We start from the raw sequence: 26,411 nt of genomic DNA, 5'->3' as shown, positions 1-26,411 counted from the left end.
TTGCGCGATCACTCGCCGCATCACCTGCTGGGACATTCGGCGCAGCGTGCCAAGCATTTCCGTCGATGCTGTGGTTCCGGTTACACAGGCACTGCCCGAGCCGGGAAGGGTCAGTCGTTGCGGGCTTTGCTCGGCTGGACCCGCTTCGGCTCCCCCGGCATCTTCGGGTAGTCCGGCGGATACGGCATTTCCCCCAGCCCGTGGTCCCGCTCATCCCGCTCGTACCACTCCAGCGCCGTCTCCAGGCCGAACGGCGCGTCGTCCATCGGTGCGTGCAGGTCTCCGTGCTTCTCCAGGAACGCCGGGATCGTCAGGACGTCGAAGTCGTCCGCGTCCACCTCGCCCAGCAGGTCCCAGGTCAGCGGCGTCGACACCGTGGCGCGCGGGGTGCCGCGGACCGACCAGGCCGAGGCCACCGTCCGGTCGCGGGCCGCCTGGTTGTAGTCGAGGAACACCCGGCCCGCTCGCTCCTCCTTCCACCAGTTGATCGTCGCCTTCTCCGGGATCCGGCGGGCGACCTCGCGGCCCAGCGCGATCACCGCGTGCCGGACCGCCACGAAATCCCACTCCGGGCGGATGCGGACCAGCACGTGCACCCCGCGGCCGCCCGAGGTCTTCGGCCAGCCCGTCAGGCCCGCGTCCGCCAGGACCTCGCGGACCACCATGGCCACCTCGACCGCGTCCGCGAAGCCCGCCCGGTCCGGCGGGTCGACGTCGATCCGGAGCTCGTCGGGGTGGTCGGTGTCCGGGCGGCGGACCGGCCACGGGTGGAAGTCGAACGTGCCCAGGTTGGCCGCCCACGCGAACACCGCGGGCTCGGTCGGGCACACCTCGGCCGCCTTGCGGCCGGACGGGAACGTGATCTCGGCGGTCGAAACCCACTCGGGCGCGCCCTTCGGCACGCGCTTGGCGTAGAACCAGTCGCCCTCGACGCCGTCGACGTAGCGCTTCAGCGTCGTCGGGCGTTCGCCGATCGCGCGCAGCAGCGGCGCGCCGACCGTGATGTAGTGCTCCACGACCTGCCGCTTCGTGATGCCGCGCTGGGGGAAGTACACCTTGTCCGGGCTCGTGACGCGAACCGTGCGCCCGTCCACCTCGTACTCGACCGGGTCACCGTTCTTGGGCATGCGGCCACGCTAGCGGCACCCACATGCAGTGAATGACTCATTCACTGCATGCGACGCCAGGAATGAGTCATTCACTGCGTCCGGGCCGCCCGCCGCACCCCGGCCGGTAGGCTCGAACGGGTGTCCGGCCGCACCAAGCTGATCGTCGCGCTCGCCGTGCTAGCCGTCTTCGCGGCGGCCGCGGTGCTGCTGCCCATCCCCGGTCCGGCCGAGCTGCGGGCCTGGGCCGCCACCACCGGCCCCGCCACCCCGCTCGTGCTGCTCGTCGCGTATTCGCTGCTCACCGTGGCGCCCGTCCCGCGGACGGTGTTCAACCTCGCCGCCGGCCTGCTCGTCGGCACCGCGGCCGGGATCGCGATCGGCCTGGTCGCCACGACCATCGCGGCCGGGCTCTCCTTCGGCCTGGCCCGCTCGCTCGGCCGCGACCTGGTCACCCGGCACCTGCACCGGTCCGCGGTGCGGACGGTGAACGACCGCCTTTCCGGCGGCGGCGTCCTCGCCATCACGTCGCTCCGGCTGATCCCGGTGGTGCCGTTCGCGCCCTTCAGCTACCTCTGCGGGGTGTCCTCGGTGCGGCTCGCCCCGTACCTGGCCGGTACGCTGCTCGGGAGCGTGCCCGGCACGGTCGCCGTGGTCGTCCTCGGCGACGCCCTGACCGGCGACACGCCGCCCGCGCTGCTCGCCTGTTACGGCTTGTTCGCGCTGGCCGGAGCGATCGGGCTGGTCAAGGTGTTCAAGAAGCGGGCACCGGCCGAACCACAGCTTGCCGGACCGGCTGGCTGACGCGAACTCCCGCGCTGCCGACCGCTACACTCGATCGGGTGCGCGAAGCGGTAACGCGCTGAGCAGGGCCACCACCACCGGGAATTTCGTCAGGAGCAGTCGCCATCGACACCGGTCAGCTGATCGCGGGGCACTACCGCCTCGTCGAACACATTGGTAGCGGTGCCATGGGTGTCGTGTGGCGCGCGACCGACGTGCGCCTCGAGCGCGACGTCGCGATCAAGCAGATCCTCCCCCAGCCGGGCGTCTCCGAGACCGAGCGCGACAACATGCGCCAGCGCGCGATGCGCGAGGCGAAGAACGCGGCCCGGTTCCAGCACCCGAACGCCATCGTCGTGTTCGACATCGCCGAGCACAACGGCGACCCGTGCCTGGTGATGGAGTACCTGAACGGGCCCAGCCTCTCCACGATCCTCGCCGAGGAGGGCACCCTCCCGCTCGGGCGGGTCGCCCGGATCGGCGAGCAGGTCGCGTCCGCGCTGGTGGCGGCCCACCGGGCCGGGATCGTGCACCGTGACGTCAAGCCGGGCAACATCCTCATCGACGAGACCGGCGCCGCGAAGATCACCGACTTCGGCATCTCCCGCGCGGCCGGCGACATGACGCTGACGGCGACCGGCCTGATCGGCGGCACGCCCGCGTACCTGGCACCCGAGCTGGCCCGCGGCGCCGACCCGGTGCCCAGCTCCGACGTCTTCGCCCTCGGCGCGACCCTCTACCAGGCGATCGAGGGCACCACGCCGTACGGCAACACGACCAACCAGCTCGCGCTGCTCTACGCGGCGGCGAACGGCCAGATCAACCCGCCGGTGCAGGCGGGCGGGGCCACCGCGCTGCTGATGAGCCTGCTGCGCAGCGAGCCGGGCGAGCGGCCGAGCATGGCCGAGGCCCGCGAGCGGCTGGCCGCGCTGGCCCGCACCGAGCCCGGTGGCATGACGGCGTCCCCGCCGCTGCTCTCCGGCGGCTCGGGGCGCAAGCCCGCCGCACCCGCGTCCGCGGACGACGAGCGGCCGCCGTGGCAGCGGACGGCCAACAAGGCACCTTCGTCCCCGCCGGTCGGCACGCCCGTGCCCGCGAACAAGGCACCGTCGAACCCGCCGCGCCCGACCGCGGCGTTCATGCCGATGCGGTCCCCGGCCGCCCCGCCGAACACCCCGCCCAGACCGATGCCCGCGGCCGCGCCGTCGGCCAGGGCGCCCCAGTACTCGTCGGGCACCGCGAAGCCGGACAACAAGCGCAAGTACGCGGTGTTCGCCGGCGCCGGCGCGGCCGTCGTCGTGGTCGCGGTGATCGTGTTCCTGGTCCTGAACTCCGGCAACGGCGGTTCGGGCGGCAACCAGACCGCCCAGTCGCCGGGCAACCAGCCGACGACGGGCCACAGCAGCACGTCCAAGAGCGCCAGCCCCAGCAACTCGGCGGTGCCCGCCGACCTGGGCAAGACCCCCTCCGAAGGCAAGATCACCGACTACGGCGCCGCCGGTCGGCTGCTCACCGAGAGCTTCTACCCGAACCCCGCCGGTGGCTGGAACCTGCTCACCCCCGCTGCCCAGGCGGTCTACGGCTCACAGGAGGCCTACCAGGCCTACTGGGCCGAGCAGGCGACCAACATCAAGGGCTACCGCAAGGCCCAGGCGGACGGGCCGGCCGGGTCCGACGGTTCGCTGAACCTCTCGATGGAACTCAACGGCGTCCGCCGGCTGTACCACATCGTCCTGGTCGGTGGGCAGCTGCTGATCGACAGCAACACCAAGTTCGACGCGAACCCCAACACCGGTCTCTGAGACGTAACGCGCGTCCGGTGGGCTGAGCGGCGCGGATGGCCTACCGTGGTGGCATGGCCGACGACGGAGCTTCGCTGCCGGGCCCGAATCCTCGCTTCCACGAGGACCTGGTCGGCCTGGACCCGTACGACCCGGAGGCGCGCGCGTTCGCCGAGCACCTCGACCGCATCGAACGCTGCGGCCCGAACTACACCATCGAGGCCGCGCTCGACGGCGTCGCCGACTTCGCCGACTCCAGCAACCGCCTCGGCGGGCTGCGCTACTGGGTGTCGGCCCTCATCGTGATCCTGATCGTGCTCGGCGTGATCGTGGCCGCATGGGACATCGTGGTGCACGCCCTCGCCTGGCTCGCGGCGTAACGTGGATCGGGTGAAAGGTATGAAACCCGTTGTCGGCGCGACCCCTCGCGTCGTGAAGTCCGAGCAGGAATGGCGGGCGCAGCTCAGCCCCGACGAGTTCGCCGTGCTCCGCCAGGCGGGGACCGAACGGCCGTTCACCGGTGAGTACACCGACACCAAGGCCACCGGCGTCTACGAGTGCCGCGCGTGCGGTGCCGAGCTGTTCCGCAGCGACACGAAGTTCGAGAGCCACTGCGGCTGGCCGTCGTTCTACGACCCGGCCGACTCCGACGCCGTGCTGCTGCGCGAGGACCGCGCCATGGGCATGAAGCGGATCGAGGTGCTCTGCGGCTCCTGCCACAGCCACCTCGGGCACGTCTTCGAGGGCGAGGGCTACCCGACCCCGACCGACCAGCGCTACTGCATCAACTCGATCTCGCTGAAACTGGTCACCGAGCCCTGAGAACCGCCGTCCTAAATCCTCCTTAAGCGAGCAACCCGCCGCCCTTCCTCGGACGTAGTCTCCGCACACGGACGAGGGAGGGCGGACTCATGACCGACACCTGGGGTATTCCCGGACCGGTGTTCGCGGGGCTCTACCTGGGGGCGCTGTTCCTGGTGGCGCTGGTCGCGGTGGTGCGCGCCGCGCTGCTGTTGCGGGGGCGCACCGGCGGGGCACCGGACAAGGCCGAAGAACTGGCGCTGCTGACCGGCGGGCGGGAGCGCGTCGGCGAATGGGTCGTCGCCGGGCTGCTCGAGCGGCAGCTGATCCGGCTCGACGGCACCGGACGCGTGCACCGCGTCCGGGGTTCGGCCGCCGACGACCTGGGCCGGGCCGCCCTCGGGCGGATCGGCAAGACCGGCAGCTCCGTCGACCGGGTGCGCGCCGAGGTGGCGCGCCACCCGTCCGTGGCGGACCTGGAGACCGGGCTGATCGCCCGCGGCCTGCTCACCGACGTCCGGAAACTGCGCCGGACCCGGCTGTTCATCGCCGTGGCGAGCTGGGCGCTGTTCGTCCTCGGCGTCGTCCGGCTGATCGCGGGCTCCTCGACCGGGCACCCCGTCGGCTTCCTGCTGGCCCTGCTCGCCCTCAACATCGTCGCGGCCGTGGTGGCCACGGTCCGCGCCGCGAACAAGCCCCAGGTCAAGGCCACCTTCGCCGGCCGGGCGGCCGCGGAAGAGGCGCGCCGCGCGCGGACGCTCGTCACGGGTCCGGCCGGGGCCGTCGCGGCCGACGGCTTCGGCAGCCACCCGGAGAAGGACGTCCGGCTGGCCGTCAGCCGCGCCACCCAGCAGTCCACGGCACGCGCCGCCCGCCGTCCGCGCGCCCGCTGGGCGAGCGGGGGCGGCGGCGCGGCCGTCGGCTACTACGGCGGCAGCTCCTGCGGCGGTGGCGGCAGCTCGTGCGGCGGCGGGGGCGGCGGCTGCGGTGGCGGCGGCGGAGGCGGGGGCTGTGGTGGTTGAAACGCCGACGCGAGCGCGTGCGTCTCACAGCTACGGTAACCGCGACACACTGAGGGGAGACGGGCGATGACCGACCCGTGGGGCATCTCCGGACCGGATTTCGTGGTCCTCTACATCGCGTTGCTCGGCGCGGTCCTGCTGATCCGGGTCGTCGTGTCCGGGATCGTGAGCAGCCGGGCGATGCGGGCGGACGCCGTCGCGCCCGGGCCGCCGCCGAGCGTCTACCAGCTGGCCTTCCTCGCCGGCGGCCCCGACCGGGCCGTCGACGCGGCGATCGCGGCCCTGGTCGAGCGCGGGCAGCTGCGCGTCAACAGCTACAAGCAGGTCAGCAAAACCGGCACGCGGCCGGTGGAACCGCTGGAGCGGGCCGTCTTCGACGTCGCGAAACTGAAGACGACCGCGATCATCCGGGCGAAGGTCCGCGTTTCCGCGGCGATGCGGGCCTTGGAGGAGGGCCTCGACCAGCGCGGGCTGCTGGCGTCGGCGGCCGCCAAGCGGCAGGCGCGGACGTTCGGGCTGCTCCTCCAGCTGGCGGTGCTGGCGTTCGGCGTGGCGCGGCTGGTCAACGGTATTTCCCTCGGCCGCCCGGTCGGGATCCTGGTGGTCCTGGTCCTCGTCGCGGCGGTGCTGGCGATCGTGGCGGCGGTCCGCCGGTCGAAGCCCGGCGCCCGGCAGCCGTCCGCCGCGGGGCACCGCCTGCTCGGCCAGGCCCGCGCCGCGGCGAGCGGACCGGTCCCGGCCGGCATGCTGGCCGGCGGCGTCCTGCTCGGCGGGGCGGCGGCCGCGGTCGCGCTGGGCGGCTGGGCGATGTACCCGGACGAGGAGCTGAGCGCGGCGCTGACCCCGCCGATGACGTCGTCCGGGGGCGGCGGCTCGTCCGGCGGGTCGTCCTGCAGCAGCGGGTCGTCGTGCTCGAGCTCGTCGTGCAGCAGCGGGTCTTCGTGCGGTTCGTCGTGCGGCGGAGGGGGCTGCGGTGGGTGAGCTGGGCATCGGAATCGGCTGGCGGCACGAGCTCGACCTGTCCATCGCGCGGCTGCCGGGCGTGGACTGGGTCGAGGTCGTCGCCGAGAACCTGCACGCCGACCACCTGCCGGAGACGCTCGTGGCGCTGCGCAAACGGGGCCTGCCGGTGCTGCCGCACGCCGTCTCGCTGTCCCTCGGCGGGGCCGAGCCCCTGGACACCGGGCGCGTCCAGCACCTCGCGGAGGTCGCGCGGGCGCTGGACGCGCCGCTGGTCAGCGACCACGTGTGCTTCGTGCGCGCGGGTGGGCTCGATTCGGGCCACCTGATGCCGCTCCCCCGCACGCGCGAGGCCCTGGACGTGCTGGTGGCGAACGTCCGGCTGGCCCAGTCCATCGTGGACGTGCCGCTGGCGCTGGAGAACATCGCCGCGGTGCTCGACTGGCCGGACGCCGAGCTGACCGAGGAGCAGTTCCTCACCGAGCTGACCGACCGGACGGGCTGCCGGCTGATCATCGACGTGGCGAACCTGTACGCCAACGCCCGCAACATCGGCACGGACCCGGTGGCGTTCCTCGACGGAATCCCCTGGGAGCGGCTAGCGTACGTCCACATGGCGGGCGGAATCGAGCGCGACGGCGTCTACCACGACACGCACGCGCACCCGGTGCTGCCGGAGGTCCTGGCGTTGTTGACGGAGCTCCGCCGCCGGACGGACCCGCCGGGAGTGCTGCTGGAGCGCGACGACGACTACCCGGCCGACGACGAGCTGGCGGCGGAGCTGTCCGCCCTGCGGACGGCGGTGACGGGGTGAGCCGCGCGGAATTGGCCCGGCGGCAGGCAGAGCTGCTGCAGGCGTTGCTGGCCGGCGGCCCGGCCCCGGCGGGCTTCGACCCGGCCCGGCTGAAGGTGGAGGCTCACGTGCTCCGCCGCAAGCACGGTCGGGTGCTGGCGTATCAGCGGCCCGAGCTGGCGGAGGCGCTGGGCGAGCGGTACGAGCCGCTGTTCGCGCGGTTCACCGCGGAACGGCCGAAGAAGGCGGCCGAGCGATCGGGAGCGTATGCCGACGAGTTCGTGACGTGGCTGATCGAGGGTGGTCACCTGCCGAAGCCCCGGCGGCGGCTGGCAGACCGCCTCCGGCGCCGCTGATCCAGGTGGGCCGGTTCCGCTTCAAGGTGTCCAGGTCGGTTTGTCGACTCCCGGCTCCCGCGTCCCGAACTCCCAGTACGGCTCGGCACCCGGCAACCCACCGGCCATCCGGACCCGCGTCATCCGCCCGTACCCGCTGTCGACTTCCTCCAGCAAGTCGCCGAAGTCGGCCTCTACCGCCGCGGCATCCTTGCGGCCCAGCGAATCCAGCCACCGGCCGGTGCCCGCCAGCGACAGCCGCGCGCGCCACGTGCCACCCTCCACCACCTGGCGATGCAACGCCGTCATCACCGCCGCCGCCGTGAGCCAGCCCGTGGCGTGGTCCAGGGCCTGGACCGGCAATGGTGCCGGCGGGTCGCCCCAGGCCAGGCCGCTCGACATCTGGATCAGGCTGTCGAACCCACGGCGCCGGGCCCAGGGGCCTTCCCAGCCGTAGGCGCTCAGGTCCGCGATCACCAAGCCCGGCCGCAGCTCGGCCAGCTCCGCGGGTCCGAACCCGATGCGCTCGAGGGCGCCCGGGCGGAACGACTGGACCAGCACGTCGGCCCGGCTGATCAGCTTCTTCAACCGGGCGCGGCCGCCCTCGGTGTCCAGTGCGACGAACGTCGATCGCTTGCCCTGGTTCGTGTCCCGCACCAGCGCCTCGACCCGCGGCAGGTGGGCGGCTCCGACGTGCAGGACGTCGGCGCCGTGCGCGGCCAGGACCCGGCCGGCGACCGGCCCGGCGAGCACGTGCGTCAGCTCCAGGACGCGGATCCCGCCCAGCGGCCGGTCCGAGTAGAACAGTGTCCGTTTCGGGGCCGGGCCCAGTGGCGTCAGCGAAACCAGCGGCAGCGAAGCCACCGCCTCGCCCTGCGGGTGGGCGGCCCACTCCTCCGGCGACCGCAGCTCGGCCGCCGCTCCCCCGGCCGACACGACGGCGTGCTCCACCTCGCGCGCCGGACGTCCGGCGACCGCCTTTTCGACGGCCTCGCGCGCACCGGGGACACCGAGCCCCCAGCACACCGCCGATTCGTGCCGCGGGTAGTTGCCGTGCAGGCGCACCCAGCCGTCGGCCGTGCGGTAGTCGCCCGACAGCGGCGCCCAGGCGGGCTCCGCGCCGACGCCCTCCACGCGCAGCAGCCGCTCGCTCCGGAACGCCGCCGCCGCGTGCCGCGTGTCCGCCGTGACCACGCCGGGCTCGATTTCGCGCAGCTTCAGCATTTCGGCCGCCGCCAGCGTCGCCGCGGCCACGGAAGCCGTGGCGGCCGCCGCCACCCGGTACGGGCCGGGCAGCACGTCCTCGGTGCCGGTCAGCTCGAAGGCTCCCGGCGAAGATCCGGTGAGGGCGTTCCAAACGCCCTCGACGATGTCCCGCACTGTCGTCTCGAGCCGCACTACGGGAGAGCCGCGACGAGCTCGGCGGGCGGCACGCGGGTGCCGGTGTAGAACGGGATCTCTTCGCGCACGTGCAGCCGCGCCTCGGTGCCGCGCAGGTGGCGCATGAGGTCGACGATCCGGTGCAGCTCGTCGGCCTCGAAGGCGAGGATCCACTCGTAGTCGCCCAGGGCGAACGACGCGACGGTGTTCGCGCGCACGTCCGGGTAGTCGCGGGCTTCCTTGCCGTGGTCGGCGAGCATCTTGCGGCGGTCGGCGTCCGGGAGCAGGTACCACTCGTAGGACCGCACGAACGGGTAGACGCAGATGAACTTGCGGGCCTCTTCGCCGGCCAGGAACGCCGGGATGTGGCTCTTGTTGAACTCGGCGGGCCGGTGCAGCGCGGTCTGGCTCCAGACCGGCGTCGACGCGCGGCCCAGCGGCGTCCGGCGGAACCCGGCGTAGGCGGCCTGGACCTGCTCGATCTCCTCGGCGTGCCACCAGATCATGAAGTCGGCGTCGGCACGCAGCGCGGAGAGGTCGTACACGCCGCGGACGACGACGCCCTTGGCCTCGAGCCCGTCCAGGTACTCCGCGGTCTCGCGGCCGGCGGTCCCGCGGTCCTCACCCAGCCGGCCCGGCTCGATCCGGAAGACCGACCAGGTGGTGTAGCGGATGGTGTCGTTGAGCTCGTTGTAGTTGACCCGCGCCATGGGTCCATCCTGTCACCGCGGCGCCGCGCTCGCCGCCACGGGTCGGGTGACCGCACTCACGAGCCCGCCGCCGGGCCCGCAATGCAGTGAATGACTCATTCCTGGCGCCAGACGCCAGGAATGAGTCATTCACTGCGTCACACGCCGCTCACGCGACCGGTCGCGTCAGGCGGTCAGGTGGGCCGCGATCCGCTGCGCCGCCGCCTCCGCGGTGGCCACGCACGCCGGCAACCCGACCCCGTGCAGGGTCGCCCCGGCGATCGCCAGGCCCGGCACCTCCGCGACGGCCTTCTCGATCCGCTCGACCCGCTCGAGGTGCCCGGGGCCGTACTGCGGCAGCCCGCCGCCCCACCGCGTCACCAGTGTCTCGACCGGCGCCGCCGTCACGCCGGTCAGCCGGGCGAGGTCGTCGCGGACCACGCGGACCAGCTCGACGTCGTCGAACTGCAGCGCGCCCGGCTCGCCGAACCGCCCGACCGAGCCGCGGACCAGGACCGGCCCGGTGCCGTAGTGGGCCCACTTCCGGGAGGAAAACGTGAACGCCTTCGACGCGTACGGCACGCCCGAACCGTCCCGCTCGCCCTGGCCGATCAGGATCCCCGACGCCTCGGGCAGCGCGGTGCCGGGCGGCAGCGCCAGCGCGACCACGGCCATCGACGCCAGTTCGACCTCGCCGAAGGCCGCCGAAGCCGCCGGGACGACGTCGGTGAGCAGGCGGCGGGCCGACGGGGCGGGCACCGCGAGCACCACCGCGTCCGCCTCCGCCACGTTGTCCGCGGGGGCGTGCGCCGTCGGCGCCGCGCCGATGCGCAGCCGCCAGCCGGAGCCGTGCCGTTCGATTTCGCACACCGGCAGGCCGGTCCGCAGCTCGGCGCCGGAAGCGGTGGTGAGCCGGTCGATCACCGTGCCGAGGCCGCCCGGGACGGTGCCGAACACCGGCGCCGCCGACGGGTTCGCCGGCAGCTGGGCGGCGGCCGCCGCGGTCAGCGAGCCCGCGCCCGCCGCGAGCGCGGCAGCCAGGCCGGGCATGGTGGCGCGCAGGCCGAGGCCGTCGGCGCCGCCCGCGTAGACGCCGCCGAGCAGCGGGTCGACCAGCCGGTCCACCAGTTCGTCGCCGAACCGCTCGCGCAGCAGCGGCCCCAGCGGCACGTCCCCGCCCGGCAGCCGCAGCTCGGGCAGTGACGGCTCGGCCTCGACCGCCTGCCGGCCCGCCTCGGACAGCACCCCGGCCACCGACTCCGCGGCTGCGGGGACGCCCATGACCGTGCCGGGCGGCAGCCCGGTGACGGCGCCGCCCGCGTGGATCTTCGCCCGGGCCTTCGTCGGGTGGACGACGTCGAGCCCGAGCTCGCGGACCAGCGCGAGCATTTCCGGGCGGCGCACGAGGAAGGCCTCGGCGCCGACGTCGTAGGGCACGCCGGCCAGCTCGGCGGTGCGCAGCTTCCCGCCCGGCGCCGTCGTCTTCTCGAACACGGTGATCTCGGCTTCGGGTCCGAGCAGCCGCCGCAGCCGGTACGCCGCGGTCAGCCCGGAAACGCCGCCCCCGACGACCGCGACGCGCTTCACAGCTCGTGCACCAGCCCGACCACGCGGGTCAGCACGTCGGGATCGACGCCCGGCAGCACGCCGTGGCCCAGGTTGAAGATGTGGCCGTCGGCCGCTTTGCCCTCGTCGACGATCCGCCGGACCTCGGCCGCCAGCACCGGCCAGGAAGCGTGCAGCAGCGCCGGGTCGAGGTTGCCCTGGACGATCGCGCGCCCGCCCAGGCGCCGCACGGCTTCGTCGAGCGGGATCCGCCAGTCGACGCCGACGACGTCGGCGCCCGCGTCGCGCATCGCGGCCAGGAGCTCGCCGGTGCCGACGCCGAAGTGGATCCGCGGCACGCCGTACTCCGCGACGCCCGCGAGGACCTTGGCCGAGTGCGGCAGGACGAACTCGCGGTAGTCCCGCTCGGACAGCGCGCCGGCCCAGGAGTCGAACAGCTGGACCGCGTCGACGCCGGCGTCGAGCTGGGCGCGCAGGAAGGTCAGGGCGATGTCGGCCAGCCGCCCGGCCAGCTCGTGCCACACCTCGGGCGAGGTGTGCATCAGCGCCTTGGTGTGCTCGTGGTTGCGGCTCGGGCCGCCCTCGATGAGGTAGCTGGCCAGCGTGAACGGCGCGCCGGCGAACCCGATCAGCGGGGTGCCGCCGAGCCGCTCGACCAGCAGCCGGACGCCGTCGGCGACCGGCGAGACCTGCTCGGGCTCGAGCTCCGGCAGCGCTTTCACCGCGGCGAGGTCGCGCACCGGCGTCGCAACCACCGGGCCGGTGCCGGGCACGATGTCGATGTCGACCCCGGCCGCCTTGAGCGGCACCACGATGTCGCTGTACAGGATGGCCGCGTCGACGCCGTGGCGGCGGACCGGCTGCAGCGTGATCTCGGCGAGCATCTCGGGATCGAAACAGGAATCGAGCATCGGCACGCCCTCGCGCAGCGCGCGGTACTCGGGCAGCGAGCGGCCGGCCTGGCGCATGAACCAGACGGGCGTGCGCGCCGGGCGTTCGCCGCGCGCGGCGGCCAGGAACGGGGCTTCGGGCAGCTCGCGGCGACCGGACGGGGCGGTGTGGCGCGGCAGGGGCGTGGTCTGAGACATCGCGGTCAATCGTGCCACGAGCCCGGGCGGGCCGTTCTCTCGGCGCGCCTGCGCCCGCAACAGGGCGTGCCCGCCCTAAAGTCGGTGCGTGACCGCGATGACGCCAGTGCCCGAACTCTTCCGCGAAGCAGTCGCGGCGCTGCAGTCCGTCCGGCCCCGCCCGGAGGTGCTGCTGGAGCCGATGCGCGCGCCGCAGCGGCTCGCGCCGTGGTCGTACGCGGTCAGCTGTGAAGTGTCCGGGCCCGCCGACGTGCTGGCCTCGGGACGGCTGGTCCTGCTGCACGACCCGGACGGCCAGGACGGCTGGGAGGGCGTGCTGCGCCTCGTCATGTACGTGCGCGCGGAGCTGGACCGGGAGCTGGCGACGGACCCGTTCCTGCCGGCGGTCGGCTGGTCCTGGCTGACCGACGCGCTGGAGGTGTCCGGGGCGAGCTGGAAGGCACTCGGCGGCACGGTGACGGAGACGTCGTCGGCCCGCTTCGGCGACCTCTCCGGCCCCGCCCGCACCGACGACCTGGAGCTGCGGGCGTCGTGGACGCCGGCGGACCCGGACCTGCTGCCCCACGGGCAGGCCTTCTGCCAGGTGATGGCGAGCGTCGTGGGCCTGCCGCCGGTCGGGGTGACCCTCTTCGGGCAGCGCCAGGGCTCCTGACCCCGGGGCTCGCCGGACGTCAGGAATGAGTCATTCACTGCGTCCGACGCCAGGAATGAGTCATTCACTGCGTCGCGGCGCAGGCCGGCACGGCTGTCCGGGCGATCTTCGGCAACGAATCGGCAACGGCGGCTTACCGCGGGCCGTTCCGGGACCACCCCTTGTACGGATGTGAGCAAAATTCACGTCCACTGAACGCTGTTCACCCGCCCTTTGAGCGCTGAGCCGCCGCCTCGCGGCCCGGGGACCGCGGATGACCATCGGGGACCCCTCGGCGCCGCCACCGGCCCTGAGGCCGATTCACGTCTCCTCGTTCGTGACTCCTCGCGGTCACGCACCGCAACAAGATCAAAACGAGGGCGCGACGGTCACGATCACCCCGCAACGGACACGGACAGTCACAGTTCCGGGCGTCGGCAGGTGTCCAGAGGGCCGCACAGCCGAGTTGACCAAGCCCCGGCCGGGCCCACATTCCGCGGGCCGCGGGCGCCCATCCGGACCCCCGTCACTAGGCGCACCGGCAGCTGCACGCCTCATCTGCACGGCCATTTGGCCGCCGGTAACTCCTTAGCATCGTGCTCACTGGGCTATCCGTTAGCAACCGGCCGTGTACTAGCCCGATCGTGTTACTACGAACCCACTGAGTGACTGTTCGTTTGAGATAGATACCCATTCGATCCCCCCGCAACGGCCTCAGGACGGCTACAGTGCCTTCGACGACACCACTTTCGGTCTAAAGCTGGCGCGGCTGAACGGCCGAAGGTCCCGGTGCCGGTCGGGGGGCACGACCGACTCCAGGGAGGTAGTGACGTGGCTACCGTCGGCATTTCTCAGGCCGTCCGATCCACGCCAGCCGGCGCGTTGCCGGCGAGCATGGTTCCGCACCCGCGGGAAGAGCTTTTTTCGGTACTGGTGGTCGATGACCACCCGCTGTTGAGGGAGGCAATCGCAGCAAGACTCGCACAGATGGGTGCGGGAACCGTCCACGAAGCCGCCACGGTGGCCGAGGCGAGGGCGCGAGCACAGGCCACTGGGCCTTGTGACCTGGCGATCCTCGATCTCGGACTGCCGGACGGCAGCGGCATCGAGCTGGTTACGGAACTCCGTAGCCACGGCTGGCCGCGCGTGGTCGTACTCGCATCCTCGGACGACCCGTACGCGGTCCGCTCGGCCTTCCAGGCCGGGGCCCAGGCGTACCTGCTGAAGTCCGCGTCGCCGGTCGTCGTGACCGATGGCGTGCGGCGCGTGCTCGAAGGCGGCGTCTACGCCGACCCGAGCGTGGCTCCGGTGCTCGCCACCGGGACCCGCGTCGCGGGCACCGACAACACCCCGCGCGAGCTGTCCGCTCGTGAGGTGGAGGTGCTCCAGCTGGTCGCCGACGGGCAGTCCAACAAGGAGATCGGCGAGGAGCTTTCGCTCTCCGCCCTCACCGTCAAGTCCCACCTCTCCCGGATCGGGCGCAAGCTCGGCACGGGCGACCGGGCACAGATGGTGGCACTGGCCATGCGAGCCGGCGTCATCCGCTGACGAAAGCACACCACCCTGCGGGGCGGGCGGACCAGGCGCGGTACGCCCGTCCCGTAGGGTCGTCAACCATGGGAAGCACTGAGGCCGAGGACACCGGGATGGAGATCGAGTCCACGGGCGGCCCTGTGCTGCTACGCGAACCAGCCGAGGGCACACCCCCGGTGATCACCGACGCCGCCGAGCTGGCCGAAGCCTGTGCCAAGCTCGCCGCGGGCACCGGTGCGGTCGCCGTCGACACCGAACGGGCGTCCGGCTACCGGTACTTCCCCAAGGCCTACCTCGTGCAGCTGCGCCGCGAAGGTTCCGGCACGGTGCTGATCGATCCGATCGGGCTGTCCGACGAAGACCTCGCCCCGCTGCGCGAAGTCCTGAATTCCCTGGAGTGGGTGCTGCACGCCGCCTCCCAGGACCTCCCCTGCCTCGCCGAGCTGGGCCTGCACCCGGCGGCGCTGTTCGACACCGAGCTGGCCGGCCGGCTGGCGGGCTACGAACGCGTCGCGCTGGGGACGCTGGTCGAGCTGCTGCTGGGCTACACCCTCGAGAAGGGCCACAGCGCGGCCGACTGGTCGAAGCGGCCGCTGCCGGTCGACTGGCTGAACTACGCCGCCCTCGACGTCGAGCTGCTCGTCCAGCTGCGCGAAAAGCTGGAAGCGGAGCTGGGCGCCCAGGGCAAGCTGGAGTGGGCGCGGCAGGAGTTCGAATTCGTGCGGACGGCGCCGCCGCCGCCCCCGCGGGCCGAGCCGTGGCGCCGGACGTCCGGCGTGCACAAGATCCGCAGCCCGCGCGGCCTCGCGGCGGTCCGCGAACTGTGGCAGGCGCGCGACGAGCTGGCCCGCAAACGCGACCGTGCACCGAGCCGGATCCTGCCGGACAGCGCGATCGTCAACGCCGTCACGGCCGACCCCAAGACGGTCGAAGAGCTCCAGGCGCTGCCGGTGTTCAGCGGCCGCGTCCAGCGCAAGTACACGGCGAGCTGGCTGCGCCACCTGCAGGCGGCCAAGGCGCTCCCCGCTTCCGAACTGCCGTCGCCGTCCCAGCCGACGGACGGCCCGCCCCCGGTGAACCGCTGGGCGGACAAGGACCCGGACGCGGCGGCCCGCTTGTCGGCGGCCCGCGCGGCCTTGACGGCCATCGCGGAAGACCGCCGGCTCCCGGTGGAGAACCTGCTGCTGCCGGACCTGGTCCGCCGCACCTGCTGGCGTCCCCCGGCCGAAACGGACGAGGATTCGGTGGCGGAGGTCCTGCGCGCGGGTGGCGCCCGGCCGTGGCAGGTCGAGCTGACGGCGGCGGTGCTGAGCAAGGCGTTGCAGACGACGGCGTCATGACAGATCCAGGACAATCTCCGAGCCCGTTCCGGAATTGATCACCGGTTACCTTAGGCTGCGCCGGAAACGCCGCACCGCCCGCCGAAGGTACTCTCGATGACCGATTTCATGTCCGATCAGCCTGCCGTGCAATGCTTTCTCAGCTTCACCCACGAAGATGACAGCTTTCTGAATTTCGTCACACCACTCAAGAATTCGCTGGAGAAGTTCTGTGCGTCCGCGCACGGACGCAAGATCGAAGTGTTCGTCGACCGCGAGAGCATCGGGTGGGGCGAGGACTGGCGAACGAAGATCCAGGATGGCCTCGACGCTGCGATGGTCTTCGTCCCGGTCATCTCCATGAACTACTTTTACGAAAGCAGCGCCTGCCGGGAAGAGCTGAACGCTTTCTACGCTAAAACGAACGAGTTCGGCCTGACCCAGCGGATCCTGCCGCTAGTCGTGCTGGGGCACGAATTCATTAGCGAACAGAGCGACGACGCCCTCATCCGGATCATCGAGAAGCTGCAGTTCATCGACATCAAGGAGGCGGTGCTGGCTGGTTCCGGGACCGCCGAGTGGCGGCGGACCACGGCCGTCGTCGCGGACAAGCTGATCAAGGCGATCCATTCCGCGGAAGCGGCGCTGGAAAAGCTCAAGAAGTGCGATCGGCTGCTGCTCGCCGGGGTCGCGCCGGAGAGGGACGGCCCCGGCCTCCAGGAATACAAGGAAAACCTCACGAAGATCGGCGAACTGCTGGAACGGCAGTTCGACGCCATCAGCCACTCGCTGGACGAACTGGCCGACGAAATGCGCCAGCTGACCGGCGACGTGGCCGGGCTGCGCCCGGAAGCGATCAAGGCACGGGTGGTCCGCGCGGCCGACACGATCAAGCCGATGGCGGTCAACATCCAGCAGGTCGGCACGGCGTTCGAGACCACGGTCGCGGAAACCGATTCGACGATCCGCTCGTACATGCGCCTGATGGACTCGCACATGACACCGGAACTGCTGGACCGCGCGCGCCGCGAATACGACGAATTCGTCGAAATGCTGGCCGGGCTGATGGAACTGGAGGCCCGGATCACCGAGTTCCTGACGCAGATCCGCCCGCTGGAAGCGATCAACGCGCCGTTGCGCGCAGCGATCCGCCCGCTGCGGGTCGGCGCCCAGTCGACGCAGCTGGGGATGCGCACCATGCGCGAGCTGTCGAGGATCATCAGCAACCTGCTGGGCGGCGGCTCCCGCTAGTTGTACGAGGCCTTGACGTTGGTGACGCCGGTGTGGAGCCGGGACGCTGGTGGCTGGTCTCCGGCGGTGGTGTGTGGTCGTTGGTTCTTCACGTCGAGGTGAACCATGTGCCCGGACCAGCGGGCGATGGATCCGGCGCGGTTGGCGGTTGTTCTGGCCGGCGGGGTCGAGGAACCGGCGCCGGTTGAGTCCGAGCTGCAGCAGGTGGCGGTGGGCTGGTGCTGCGGGACACCGGGCCGGTCGACCAGACCCGTCTCGCCGTGGCGACGCCGGCGGTTGACCCACTTGCCGGCGCATTGGCGGGAGATACCCATCTCGGCGGGACGAGTGCGAAAGACCCGTCCCCTCGTCTCAGGCCCTCGCCCGCGTCACCACCGTCATGCCCGGCTCCCGCTAATCGGCCAGGGTCGCCAGCAGCCGGTGCGCCTCGGCCCGCAGCTCGTCCGACGGATCCGCCGAGCCCACCAGCCGGACCACCCCGTCCGCCCCCTCCCGCACGTGCGCCTCGACGTCCAGCGCCGGGTCGTCGCGGCGGATCACCGCGATGCTCTCCACCAGCCCGAACACCAGGTCCGTCCGGATCGCGACGGCCGACGGGGTCACGCCCGAGGCCGCCACCAGCCGGCCGTACGCCGCCTTCAGTTCCGCTCGCTCGACGCGGAAGCGGGCCAGGTTGGGCGAACCGACCTCGGGCAGCAGGTACAGCGCGCCCAGGTTGTGCCGGGCTCCGCCCAGCAGGCCGATGTCCGCGTACGCCAGGGCCCACAACCGGACCGCCGCCGGGGCCGCGCCCGCGACGAGGCGGGCCGCCAGGGCCAGTGACGGGCGGACCGTCTCGGCCAGCAGCGCCGCGAGGATGTCTTCCTTCGCCGGGAAGTGGTAGTAGAGCGACGCCTGGCGCAAGCCCGCGCGTTCGGCGATCGCTCTGGTCGTGGTGGCCGCGTACCCGGCTTCGGTGAACAGCTCGCCCGCCGCGTCGAGCACCGCCTGGCGCGCGTCCGGGCGGCTCGCCGCCGCTCCGCTCGCCCTCGGCCTGCCGACTCCCGACCCGTTGCCCACGGACGTGATCTTGCCAGGTCCGCGGCCGCGACACGCGCACGGAGGCGCGGTTACGCCCGGATGTCGTCATTGACGCCGTGTCGGTGCGGGCGTTAACCGGTCTCTAACACGGCGGAGATCATCGCGTCGCGGCGGAGACTTAATTTCTGTCAAGCGATCGAAACAAGGAGCCCGCATGACCCCACCCGACGAACTCGCCGCCTTCGGTTACCGCCAAGAGCTTCGCCGGTCGCTGGGCGGGTTCTCCGCCTTCGCCGCCGGCTTCTCCTTCGTCTCCATCCTCACCACCGTCTTCCAGCTCTTCGGCTTCGGCTACACCTTCGGCGGCCCGCTCTTCTTCTGGACGTGGCCGGTCGTCCTGGCGGGCCAGCTGCTCGTCGCGCTGGTCTTCGCCGAGCTCGCCGCCCGCTACCCGCTCGCCGGATCCGTGTACCAGTGGGCGAAACAGCTCACCAAAGGCTTCCTCGGCTGGCTCGCCGGCTGGATGATGCTGCTCGGCTGCATCGTCGCCCTCGCGGCCGCCGCGATCGCGCTGCAGGTCGTGCTGCCTTCGGTGTGGGACGGCTTCCAGTTCGTCGGCGGCGATCCGTCGGTGACGTCGCCGTCCGGCGCGGCCAACGCCGTGCTGCTCGGCACCGTGCTGCTCGTCTTCACCACCGCGGTCAACACCGGCGGGGTCCGGCTGATGGCGCGGATCAACGACGTCGGCGTCGCGGCCGAGCTCCTCGGTGTCCTCGTCCTCGTCGCCGGGCTGGCGCTGTTCGCCGTCCGCGGCCCGCAGGTGGTGCTGCACGACGCACCCGGCACCAGCGCCGGGATCGGCGGCGTGCTCGCTTCGGCGCTCATGGCGGCGTACGTCCTCTACGGCTTCGACACCGCCGCTTCGGTCGCGGAGGAGACGAAGGACGCGCGAAAGGCGGCTCCGCGGGCGGTGCTGCGCGCCGTGCTCGTCTCCGGCATCGGCGGCCTCGCGGTGGTCGTCACCGCGCTGATGGCCGCGCCGAGCCTCACCGACGGGCAGCTCGCCGGGCACGGCCTGCCGTACGTGATCACCGCCGTCTTCGGCGACACCCTCGGCCGGGTCTTCCTCGCCGACGTCGCGATCGCCGTCGTCGTCTGCACCCTGACCATCCAGACCGGCACCGTCCGGCTGATCTACGCGATGGCCCGCGACGGCGCGCTCCCCGCGTCCGCCCGCCTCGCCGGGGTCAGCCCGCGCACCGGGACACCGGTCGCGCCCGCGCTGCTGTCGGGCGCGCTCGCCATCGGGCTGCTGCTGCTCAACGTCGGCAACCCGACGCTGTTCAGCACGATCACCGGGACGTCGGTGGTGGTCGTCTACCTGGCCTACCTGCTGGTGACCGGACCGCTGCTGGTGAAACGGCTGCGCGGGCAGTTCCCGGCGGAGCCGGGCCGGTTCTCCCTCGGCCGCTGGGGCGTACCGCTGAACGGAGCAGCCGTTCTCTACGGGATCGGCATGATCGTGAACATCGCCTGGCCGCGCGCGGAGATCTACGATCTCGCCGGTTCGGGCTCCCCCTTGATGCTCTTGTTCCCGATAGAGTTCGTCGGCGGCGCACTGGTGATCGGCTGGCTCTGCTGGCTGCGGCTGCGCCCCGCTCCCGCCCTCGAACCCGCGACCTGAGAGAGGACGACCATGAGCACCACCGCGACGACCTACGGAGCGCGTGACCACGCCCGCGCCCAGGCCGGCACCGTGGTCGACACGATGCCGTCGATCCCGGCGAGCACCTGGCCGTCACCGCCGCCCGAGGTCGCCCCCGAGGCGCTGACCTGGGCCGAAACCGTGGCCGGCGGCGGGTACACGCACAAGGTGCTGGCCCGGGGCACGCGGCTGCGGCTGACCGACGTCGACGGCGACGCCTGCGCGCACCTGCTGCTGTTCAACGCCGAGGGGCCGTGGGAGCGGCTGAACGTCGCCGACACGGTCAAGGTGCAGTGGAACGCCTACCTGGGCGAGTCGGTGGCGCTGCTTTCCGACCAGGCGCGGGTCCTGGCCACGATCGTCGCCGACTCCAGCGGGCGGCACGACGCCCTCTGCGGGACGTCCACTGTGGACGGCAACGCCGAGCGCTACGGCGACGGCGCCCCGGAAGGCCCCTCCCCCGCCGGGCTGCCGCTGTTCACCCTGGCCGCGGCCAAGAACGGCCTGGGACCGCGGGACCTGCCGCCGAGCCTGTCGTTCTTCCAGGGCGTGCGGGTCCAGCCCGAAGGCGCCCTGGAGTTCACCGGTTCCGCGGGTGCGGGCAAGGCCGTCGACCTCCGGATCGAGATCCCGTCGATCGTCCTGATCGCCAACGTCGCCCACCCGGTCGACCCGCGGCCGGACTACACGGTGTCGAAGCTCGAGATCCTCGCCTGGCGTGATCGTCCGTCCACTCCGGATAGTCCGGAGTGGACACACTCGCCGGAAGCGCAGCGCGCGTTCGAGAACACCGCCGACTACCTCACCGCCCGGGGGATCGCATGAGCACGGCGTACGAATCCCAGCTGGAAGTCAGCGTCGACGTTCCCGCCCGGGCGCCGTATTCGACGGTGCTGCAGCAGGGCCAGGAGCTGGCGATCATCGACCTCGGCGGCAACCAGGCCGTCGACTTCCTCTGCTACGACGCGAACGACACGTCGAAGCGCTACAGCGCGGCCGCGACGATCGCCGCGCAGGGCAACATCTTCCTCACCACCGGCAGTGTCCTGCGCACCCAGGAGGGCGCGCCGCTGCTGACCGTCGTCGCCGACACCTGCGGCCGCCACGACACGCTCGGCGGCGCGTGCAGCAAGGAGTCCAACAGCCTCCGCTACGGCCAGCACACCCGCCACCAGCACGCCTGCGTCGAGAACTTCCTCATCGAGGGCGCCAAGTGGGGACTGGGCAAGCGCGACCTGGTCAGCAACGTCAACTGGTACATGAACGTGCCGGTCGAGGAAGACGGCACCCTCGGCATCGTCGACGGCATCTCGGCTCCGGGCCTGGAAGTCCGGCTGCGCGCCGAGACCGACGTGCTGGTGCTCGTCTCGAACTGCCCGCAGATCAACAACCCGTGCAACGGGTTCGACCCGACGCCGGTGCGGATGGTCGTCATCTCCCCGGGAGTCGGCGCGTGAGGCTGCTCGTCGCCAACCGCGGCGAGATCGCGGTCCGCATCCTGCGCAGCGCGAAGGAACTGGGCCTCGAGACCGTCGCGGTGTATTCCGACGCCGACCGGCTCGCCCCGCACGTGCGGCTCGCCGACCGGGCCGTCCGGCTCGGCCCGGCGCCCGCGGCGGAAAGCTACCTGCGGGCCGGCGCGATCATCGCCGCGGCGCTGGAGACCAGCTGCGACGCGATCCACCCCGGTTACGGCTTCCTCTCGGAGGACGCGGCGTTCGCGCGCGCCTGCGAAGACGCCGGGATCGCGTTCGCCGGGCCCGCCCCGGAGCACCTGGAGGTGTTCGGCAGCAAGCACACCGCGCGCGAGGCGGCGATCGCGGCGGGCGTGCCGCTGCTCGCCGGCACCGGCCTGCTGTCCAATGTGGACGAAGCGCTGGCGCGCGCGGAGGACATCGGCTACCCGGTCATGCTCAAGGCGACCGGCGGCGGGGGCGGGATCGGGATGCGCGCCTGCGCGTCACCCGACGAGCTGCGCGCCGCCTGGGACACCGTGCGCAGCGTCGCGGTCAAGAGCTTCGCCAGCTCCGGTGTCTTCCTCGAACGCCTGGTGACCCGCGCGCGGCACGTCGAGGTCCAGGTGTTCGGCGACGGCTTCGGCGAGGTCCTGGCCCTGGGCACGCGCGACTGCTCGCTGCAGCGGCGCAACCAGAAGGTCATCGAGGAGTGCCCGGCACCGGAGCTGCCCGACGACGTCCGGAAGCACCTGGTGGAGTCCGCCGTCGCGCTGTGCTCGTCGGTGCGGTACCGCTCCGCGGGCACCGTCGAATACGTCTACGACGCCGAACGCGGCGAGGCGGCGTTCCTCGAGGTCAACACCCGGCTGCAGGTCGAGCACCCGGTCACCGAGGCGGTCTACGGCGTCGACCTGGTCGCCTGGATGCTGCGGCTCGCCCAGGGTGACCGCGCGATGTTCCGCGCGGTCCCGGTGGCCCGCGGGCACGCCGTCGAAGCGCGCGTGTACGCCGAGGACCCGGGCGCCGGGCACCGGCCGAGCGCGGGTCTGGTCACCCGGGTCACGCTGCCCGGGGACACCCGCGTCGACACGTGGGTCGAGCCGGGCGCGACCGTCACCACGCACTACGACCCGTTGCTGGCCAAGGTGATCTGCACCGGCGCCGACCGCGCCGCGGCGCTGGCGAACCTGCGGGAAGCGCTCGCCGCGACCCGGTTCGACGGGGTGCAGACCAACCTCGGACAGCTGCGCGCGGCGGCCGCCGCCGCGGCGTTCGGCGCCGCGGTGCACGACACGTCCACTTTGGACGAGGTCGCGGACGCGGAGCCGCGGATCGACGTCCTGCGCGGCGGGACGATGACGACCGTGCAGGACTGGCCGGGCCGCACCGGGTTCTGGGCCGTCGGGGTGCCGCCGAGCGGCCCGATGGACGACCTCTCGCTGCGGCTGGGCAACCTCGCGCTCGGCAATCCGGAGGGCGCACCCGGCCTGGAGTGCACCGTGGACGGCGTCGCGCTGCGGTTCTCGCACGCCACCGAGGTGTGCGTCGCCGGCGCACCGACGACCGTGCTGGTCGACGGCACCGGAGTTCCGTTGTGGACACCCGTCGAGGTGCCGGCGGGCGCGACGCTGGACGTCCGGGCGTGCACGGCCGGGCTGCGCAGCTACGTCCTGGTGCGCGGCGGCATCGACGTGCCCGGGTTCCTCGGCAGCGCGGCGACGTTCACGCTGGGGAAGTTCGGCGGGCACGGCGGCCGCGCGCTGGCCGCCGGGGACGTCCTGCGTCCCGGCCCGGCCCCGGCGGACCCGATCGTCGGACCGGTCGCTTCGGCCGAACGCCCGGCCTTCGCTCCGCATTGGACGATCGGCGCGCTCGAAGGCCCGCACGCGGCCCCGGAGTTCTTCACCCCGGACGACGTCGACACGTTCTACGCCACGGACTGGCAGGTGCACTTCAACTCGGCGCGCACCGGTGTCCGGCTCGTCGGGCCGCGGCCGGAATGGTCCCGCGCGGACGGCGGCGAGGCGGGCCTGCACCCGTCGAACATCCACGACACGCCGTACGCGATCGGTGCCGTCGACTACACCGGCGACCTGCCGATCCTGCTCGGCCCGGACGGGCCCAGCCTGGGCGGGTTCGTCTGCCCGGCGACGGTCGCCACCGGCGAGCGGTGGAAGCTCGGGCAGCTGCGGCCGGGCGACACCGTGCGGTTCGTGCCGATCGGCACCGACCACGCGGCGGCGCTGCGGACGCGGCCGGCGTCGGCGGTCGCCCCGAGCCGGCCCGCGCGCGACGACGGCGGCGTCCTCGCCCGACTGTCCTCTTCGGACGGTATGGGAGCTTCGGGCGAGCCGTCGGTCACCTACCGCCGCAGCGGCGACGACAACCTGCTCGTCGAGTACGGCGAGATGAAGCTCGACCTCGCGCTGCGGATGCGGGTGCACGCGCTGGCCGAGCGCCTGGCGGCCGAAGGCGTGCCGGGGATCGTGGACCTGACGCCGGGCATCCGGTCGCTGCAGGTGCACGTCGACCCGGACGCGCTGCCGGTCGGCAAGGCGCTCGGGCTGGTGCGCGAACTGGAGCGGGACCTCCCGCCGACGCACGACCTGGTGGTGCCGAGCCGCAGCGTCCGGCTGCCGCTGTCGTGGGACGACCCCGCGACGCGCGAAGCGATCGAGCGGTACATGACCGGCGTCCGCGACGACGCGCCGTGGTGCCCGTGGAACATCGAGTTCATCCGCCGTGTCAACGGGTTGTCCAGTGTGGACGACGTGTACCGGACGGTGTTCGACGCTGAGTACCTGGTGCTCGGCCTCGGCGACGTCTACCTCGGGGCGCCGGTGGCGACGCCGCTGGACCCGCGCCACCGCCTGGTGACGACGAAGTACAACCCGGCGCGGACGTGGACGGCGGAGAACTCCGTCGGCATCGGCGGCGCCTACCTGTGCATCTACGGCATGGAGGGCCCGGGCGGCTACCAGTTCGTCGGGCGGACGGTCCAGGTGTGGAACAGCTGGCGCGGCGGGGACCAGCCGTGGAACCTGCGGTTCTTCGACCGGATCTCCTGGTACCCGGTGTCGGCCGAGGAACTGCTGGACCTGCGGGCCCGCAGCGCGTCCGGGGAGCTCGAACTCGAGACCACCGAGGGCTCCTTCGCCCTGGCGGACTACCAGAAGTTCCTCGCGGACAACGCCGAAAGCATCGCCGGCTTCCGGGCGACGCAGGCGGCGGCGTTCGAGGCGGAGCGCCAGGCGTGGGCGGCGGCGGGCGAGTTCGACCCGAAACCGGAACCGGTCGCCCGGCCACCGGCGCGGGTCGAGGCCCCGCCGGGCGGGCACGTCGTGGAGGCGCCGTTCGCGGCGACGGTGTGGCGGGTCGACGTCACCGCGGGCGAACGCGTCGAGGACGCGCAGGCGCTGGTGACGCTGGAAGCGATGAAGACGGAAGCGCGGATCCCCGCGCCGGCGAGCGGTGAGGTGGTCGAAGTGCTCGTGTCCCCCGGTGACCAGGTGGCGCCCGGAACCCCCCTGGTGGTGCTGGCATGAGCCTCGAGGAGCGGGTGCGGGCCGCGTACCGGCGGATCGAGCAGGTGGACCGGCCGGAGATCTGGATCGACCTGCGGCCGGAGGCCGACGTCCTGGCCGAAGCCGCCGCGTTGGAGGCGCGCGGGCTGCCGCTCTACGGCAAGCTCGTCGCGGTCAAGGGCAACATCGACGTGGCCGGCCTGCCGACGACGGCGGGCTGCCCGGACTACGCGTACAAGCCGGAAGCCGACGCGCCGGTGGTCGCGCGGCTGCGGGCGGCCGGGGCGCTCGTGCTCGGCACGACGAACCTGGACCAGTTCGCGACCGGCCTGGTCGGGACCCGCAGCCCGTACGGCGCGGTGCGCAACGCCGTGGACCCGGCTTACCTCTCCGGTGGATCCAGCTCGGGCTCGGCGGTGGCGGTCGCGCTGGGCATCGTGGACCTCGCGCTGGGCACCGACACCGCCGGGTCCGGGCGGGTACCGGCGGCCTTCAACGGGATCGTCGGGCTCAAACCGACCCCGGGGCTGCTGCCCACCGAAGGAGTCGTCCCGGCCTGCGCGAGCATCGACTGCGTGTCGCTGTTCGCCCGGACGGTCGAAGAAGCATCGTTCGCGCTCACCTGTCTCGCCGAACCCGCCCCGGTCCACACGGGACGGTTCCGGCTCGGCGTCCCCGCCCCGGACCGGCTGGGCCCGCTGGCTCCCGGCTGGGCGGAGGCGTTCGAAGCCGCGGTGTCGGACTACGCCGCGGCGGGGGCCGAAGTGACCACTGTGGACATCTCGGCGTTCCTGGAGGCGGCACGGCTGTTGTACGGCGGCGCGTTCGTCGCCGAGCGGTACACCGCGGTCGGCGAGTTCATCGACGCCCACCCGGACGCCGTCGACCCGGTCGTGCGCTCGATCATCTCGCCGGCCGGGGACGTCCGGGCGCACCGGCTGTTCGCCGACCAGGCCGCCCTGGCGGGCCTGCGGGCCGAGGCACTGGCCGCGCTGGCCGGCGTCGACGCACTGCTGGTCCCGACCACGACCGAGCACCCGACGATCGCCGAAGTCGCCGCGGAGCCGGTCGCGGTCAACGCCCGCCTGGGCCGGTTCACCAACTCGACGAACCTGTTCGGGCTGGCGGCCCTCGCCGTCCCGGCGGGCACGGTGGCCGGGCGGCCGTTCGGCGTGATGTTCCTGGGCGCCCCGCACGCCGACCTGAAGCTGGCGGCCCTGGCGGGCTTGCGGCGTGCGTGGGTCCCGATCGTGGTGGTCGGCGCGCACCTGCGCGGCCAGCCGCTGAACCACGAGCTGACCTCGCGCGGCGGCCGGTTCGTGTCCGCGGTGTCGACGGCGGCTTCGTACCGGTTGTACGCACTGGACACGGTGCCGCCGAAGCCCGGCCTGGTGCGCGTCGCGTCCGGCGGCGTTTCGCTGGCCGCGGAGGTCTGGGAGCTGCCGGTCGCCGGGTTCGGCGAGTTCGTGGCCGGCATTCCGGCCCCCCTCGCCATCGGCAAGCTGGAGCTGGCGGACGGGAGGTCGGTGCCCGGCTTCCTGTGCGAACCGGCGGCCACGGAGGGCGCGGCGGACATCTCGGCGAAAGGCGGCTGGCTGGCGCACCTCGGCGTCCGGTAGCCGGGTCGCGCCGCCGGCCGGCACCGCAAAGGGACTGTCTCTCGGTCG

Annotated in this window: 23 protein-coding genes and 1 pseudogene; 17 read left to right on the top strand and 7 right to left on the bottom strand. The window is 72.6% G+C overall.

Annotated features, from left to right (window positions below):
• Positions 1-110: 110 nt before the first annotated feature.
• Positions 111-1,127: a DNA polymerase domain-containing protein gene (locus tag AB0F52_RS36040; protein ID WP_360180653.1), complete on the bottom strand. Its 1,017-nt coding sequence runs from the start codon at positions 1,125-1,127 to the stop codon at positions 111-113.
• Between the two features lie 120 nt (positions 1,128-1,247).
• Between AB0F52_RS36040 and AB0F52_RS36035 the strand changes: the two genes are divergently transcribed.
• The 8 genes from AB0F52_RS36035 (at position 1,248) to AB0F52_RS36000 (ending at position 7,602) form a co-directional block, all read left to right on the top strand.
• The gene (locus AB0F52_RS36035; RefSeq protein WP_360180651.1) at positions 1,248-1,910 is read left to right on the top strand and encodes a TVP38/TMEM64 family protein; all 663 of its coding nucleotides are present in this window, start codon (positions 1,248-1,250) and stop codon (positions 1,908-1,910) included.
• 119 nt (positions 1,911-2,029) lie between these two features.
• Positions 2,030-3,691, top strand: coding sequence for a protein kinase (locus tag AB0F52_RS36030; protein ID WP_360180718.1), 1,662 nt, complete (start codon positions 2,030-2,032; stop codon positions 3,689-3,691).
• Between the two features lie 53 nt (positions 3,692-3,744).
• On the top strand, positions 3,745-4,050 hold the full coding sequence (locus AB0F52_RS36025; protein WP_199191365.1) for a hypothetical protein: 306 nt from the start codon (positions 3,745-3,747) through the stop codon (positions 4,048-4,050).
• Between the two features lie 19 nt (positions 4,051-4,069).
• Positions 4,070-4,492, top strand: a complete 423-nt coding sequence (msrB, locus tag AB0F52_RS36020; protein ID WP_103339475.1) for a peptide-methionine (R)-S-oxide reductase MsrB — start codon at positions 4,070-4,072, stop codon at positions 4,490-4,492.
• An 89-nt stretch (positions 4,493-4,581) separates the two neighbouring features.
• Positions 4,582-5,493 carry a TIGR04222 domain-containing membrane protein gene (locus tag AB0F52_RS36015; RefSeq protein ID WP_360180649.1) on the top strand — a complete coding sequence of 304 codons (912 nt, stop codon included), beginning with the start codon at positions 4,582-4,584 and terminating at the stop codon, positions 5,491-5,493.
• Positions 5,494-5,559: 66 nt separating this feature from the next.
• Positions 5,560-6,474: a TIGR04222 domain-containing membrane protein gene (locus tag AB0F52_RS36010; protein WP_360180647.1), complete on the top strand. Its 915-nt coding sequence runs from the start codon at positions 5,560-5,562 to the stop codon at positions 6,472-6,474.
• Entirely contained in the window at positions 6,467-7,267 is an 801-nt protein-coding gene (locus tag AB0F52_RS36005; RefSeq protein WP_360180645.1) for a DUF692 domain-containing protein, read from the top strand. Before AB0F52_RS36010 ends, AB0F52_RS36005 begins: the two co-directional genes overlap by 8 nt.
• On the top strand, positions 7,264-7,602 hold the full coding sequence (locus AB0F52_RS36000) for a hypothetical protein (RefSeq protein WP_360180643.1): 339 nt from the start codon (positions 7,264-7,266) through the stop codon (positions 7,600-7,602). The genes AB0F52_RS36005 and AB0F52_RS36000 overlap by 4 nt, the downstream gene beginning before the upstream one ends.
• Positions 7,603-7,623: 21 nt before the next feature.
• On the opposite strand, the gene AB0F52_RS35995 is transcribed toward AB0F52_RS36000, so the two are convergent.
• The 4 genes from AB0F52_RS35995 to hemE form a co-directional block, all read right to left on the bottom strand.
• On the bottom strand, positions 7,624-8,961 hold the full coding sequence (locus tag AB0F52_RS35995) for a CoA transferase (RefSeq protein WP_360180716.1): 1,338 nt from the start codon (positions 8,959-8,961) through the stop codon (positions 7,624-7,626).
• Positions 8,962-8,978: 17 nt separating this feature from the next.
• The gene (gene hemQ, locus AB0F52_RS35990) at positions 8,979-9,671 is read right to left on the bottom strand and encodes a hydrogen peroxide-dependent heme synthase (protein WP_013224514.1); all 693 of its coding nucleotides are present in this window, start codon (positions 9,669-9,671) and stop codon (positions 8,979-8,981) included.
• A gap of 165 nt (positions 9,672-9,836) precedes the next feature.
• Positions 9,837-11,237 (bottom strand): protoporphyrinogen oxidase, encoded by a 1,401-nt coding sequence (gene hemG / locus AB0F52_RS35985; RefSeq protein WP_360180641.1) that lies wholly within the window; start codon positions 11,235-11,237, stop codon positions 9,837-9,839.
• On the bottom strand, positions 11,234-12,304 hold the full coding sequence (gene hemE, locus AB0F52_RS35980; protein WP_360180639.1) for a uroporphyrinogen decarboxylase: 1,071 nt from the start codon (positions 12,302-12,304) through the stop codon (positions 11,234-11,236). Before hemE ends, hemG begins: the two co-directional genes overlap by 4 nt.
• 88 nt (positions 12,305-12,392) lie before the next feature.
• On the opposite strand from hemE, the gene AB0F52_RS35975 reads away from it, so the two are divergent.
• From AB0F52_RS35975 to AB0F52_RS35960, 4 genes are all read left to right on the top strand, one after another.
• Positions 12,393-12,956: a DUF3000 domain-containing protein gene (locus AB0F52_RS35975; RefSeq protein WP_360180637.1), complete on the top strand. Its 564-nt coding sequence runs from the start codon at positions 12,393-12,395 to the stop codon at positions 12,954-12,956.
• An 810-nt stretch (positions 12,957-13,766) separates the two neighbouring features.
• The gene (locus tag AB0F52_RS35970) at positions 13,767-14,483 is read left to right on the top strand and encodes a response regulator transcription factor (protein ID WP_033261886.1); all 717 of its coding nucleotides are present in this window, start codon (positions 13,767-13,769) and stop codon (positions 14,481-14,483) included.
• 98 nt (positions 14,484-14,581) lie between these two features.
• Positions 14,582-15,808: a ribonuclease D gene (locus tag AB0F52_RS35965; RefSeq protein ID WP_360180714.1), complete on the top strand. Its 1,227-nt coding sequence runs from the start codon at positions 14,582-14,584 to the stop codon at positions 15,806-15,808.
• 96 nt (positions 15,809-15,904) lie between these two features.
• The gene (locus AB0F52_RS35960; protein ID WP_360180635.1) at positions 15,905-17,038 is read left to right on the top strand and encodes a toll/interleukin-1 receptor domain-containing protein; all 1,134 of its coding nucleotides are present in this window, start codon (positions 15,905-15,907) and stop codon (positions 17,036-17,038) included.
• Between the two features lie 86 nt (positions 17,039-17,124).
• Here the strand turns inward: AB0F52_RS35960 and AB0F52_RS35955 are convergent.
• Positions 17,125-17,358 (bottom strand): annotated as a pseudogene (locus AB0F52_RS35955) (leucine zipper domain-containing protein); the annotation flags it as partial.
• Between the two features lie 73 nt (positions 17,359-17,431).
• The gene (locus AB0F52_RS35950; protein WP_360180633.1) at positions 17,432-18,097 is read right to left on the bottom strand and encodes a helix-turn-helix domain-containing protein; all 666 of its coding nucleotides are present in this window, start codon (positions 18,095-18,097) and stop codon (positions 17,432-17,434) included.
• A 175-nt stretch (positions 18,098-18,272) separates the two neighbouring features.
• Here AB0F52_RS35950 and AB0F52_RS35945 point away from each other — a divergent pair, with 175 nt between their 5' ends.
• From AB0F52_RS35945 to AB0F52_RS35925, 5 genes are read left to right on the top strand one after another with little or no spacing between them, the layout of a single operon-like run.
• Positions 18,273-19,742 carry an amino acid permease gene (locus AB0F52_RS35945; protein WP_360180631.1) on the top strand — a complete coding sequence of 490 codons (1,470 nt, stop codon included), beginning with the start codon at positions 18,273-18,275 and terminating at the stop codon, positions 19,740-19,742.
• Positions 19,743-19,754: 12 nt separating this feature from the next.
• Positions 19,755-20,588: an urea amidolyase associated protein UAAP1 gene (locus AB0F52_RS35940; RefSeq protein WP_360180629.1), complete on the top strand. Its 834-nt coding sequence runs from the start codon at positions 19,755-19,757 to the stop codon at positions 20,586-20,588.
• Entirely contained in the window at positions 20,585-21,220 is a 636-nt protein-coding gene (locus AB0F52_RS35935) for an urea amidolyase associated protein UAAP2 (RefSeq protein WP_285989903.1), read from the top strand. Before AB0F52_RS35940 ends, AB0F52_RS35935 begins: the two co-directional genes overlap by 4 nt.
• Positions 21,217-24,765 (top strand): urea carboxylase, encoded by a 3,549-nt coding sequence (gene uca, locus AB0F52_RS35930; protein ID WP_360180626.1) that lies wholly within the window; start codon positions 21,217-21,219, stop codon positions 24,763-24,765. The genes AB0F52_RS35935 and uca overlap by 4 nt, the downstream gene beginning before the upstream one ends.
• Positions 24,762-26,363: an allophanate hydrolase gene (locus AB0F52_RS35925; RefSeq protein ID WP_360180624.1), complete on the top strand. Its 1,602-nt coding sequence runs from the start codon at positions 24,762-24,764 to the stop codon at positions 26,361-26,363. The genes uca and AB0F52_RS35925 overlap by 4 nt, the downstream gene beginning before the upstream one ends.
• The last annotated feature ends 48 nt before the right edge of the window (positions 26,364-26,411 follow it).

The sequence above is a fragment of the Amycolatopsis sp. NPDC024027 genome (assembly GCF_040638975.1).
Taxonomy (GTDB): Bacteria; Actinomycetota; Actinomycetes; order Mycobacteriales; family Pseudonocardiaceae; genus Amycolatopsis.
The sequence above is the reverse complement of the archived record's forward strand: the minus strand, read 5'-3'. Positions and strand labels throughout refer to the sequence as shown.

Coding starts and splice junctions, on each gene's coding strand:
- AB0F52_RS35925 (WP_360180624.1), top strand. CDS start 24,762: ATGAGCCTCGAGGAGCGGGTGCGGGCCGCGTACCGGCGGATCGAGCAG.
- AB0F52_RS35965 (WP_360180714.1), top strand. CDS start 14,582: ATGGAGATCGAGTCCACGGGCGGCCCTGTGCTGCTACGCGAACCAGCC.
- AB0F52_RS35935 (WP_285989903.1), top strand. CDS start 20,585: ATGAGCACGGCGTACGAATCCCAGCTGGAAGTCAGCGTCGACGTTCCC.
- AB0F52_RS35960 (WP_360180635.1), top strand. CDS start 15,905: ATGACCGATTTCATGTCCGATCAGCCTGCCGTGCAATGCTTTCTCAGC.
- AB0F52_RS36040 (WP_360180653.1), bottom strand. CDS start 1,127: ATGCCCAAGAACGGTGACCCGGTCGAGTACGAGGTGGACGGGCGCACG.
- AB0F52_RS36025 (WP_199191365.1), top strand. CDS start 3,745: ATGGCCGACGACGGAGCTTCGCTGCCGGGCCCGAATCCTCGCTTCCAC.
- AB0F52_RS35945 (WP_360180631.1), top strand. CDS start 18,273: ATGACCCCACCCGACGAACTCGCCGCCTTCGGTTACCGCCAAGAGCTT.
- hemQ (WP_013224514.1), bottom strand. CDS start 9,671: ATGGCGCGGGTCAACTACAACGAGCTCAACGACACCATCCGCTACACC.
- hemE (WP_360180639.1), bottom strand. CDS start 12,304: ATGTCTCAGACCACGCCCCTGCCGCGCCACACCGCCCCGTCCGGTCGC.
- msrB (WP_103339475.1), top strand. CDS start 4,070: ATGAAACCCGTTGTCGGCGCGACCCCTCGCGTCGTGAAGTCCGAGCAG.
- AB0F52_RS36010 (WP_360180647.1), top strand. CDS start 5,560: ATGACCGACCCGTGGGGCATCTCCGGACCGGATTTCGTGGTCCTCTAC.
- AB0F52_RS36015 (WP_360180649.1), top strand. CDS start 4,582: ATGACCGACACCTGGGGTATTCCCGGACCGGTGTTCGCGGGGCTCTAC.
- AB0F52_RS35940 (WP_360180629.1), top strand. CDS start 19,755: ATGAGCACCACCGCGACGACCTACGGAGCGCGTGACCACGCCCGCGCC.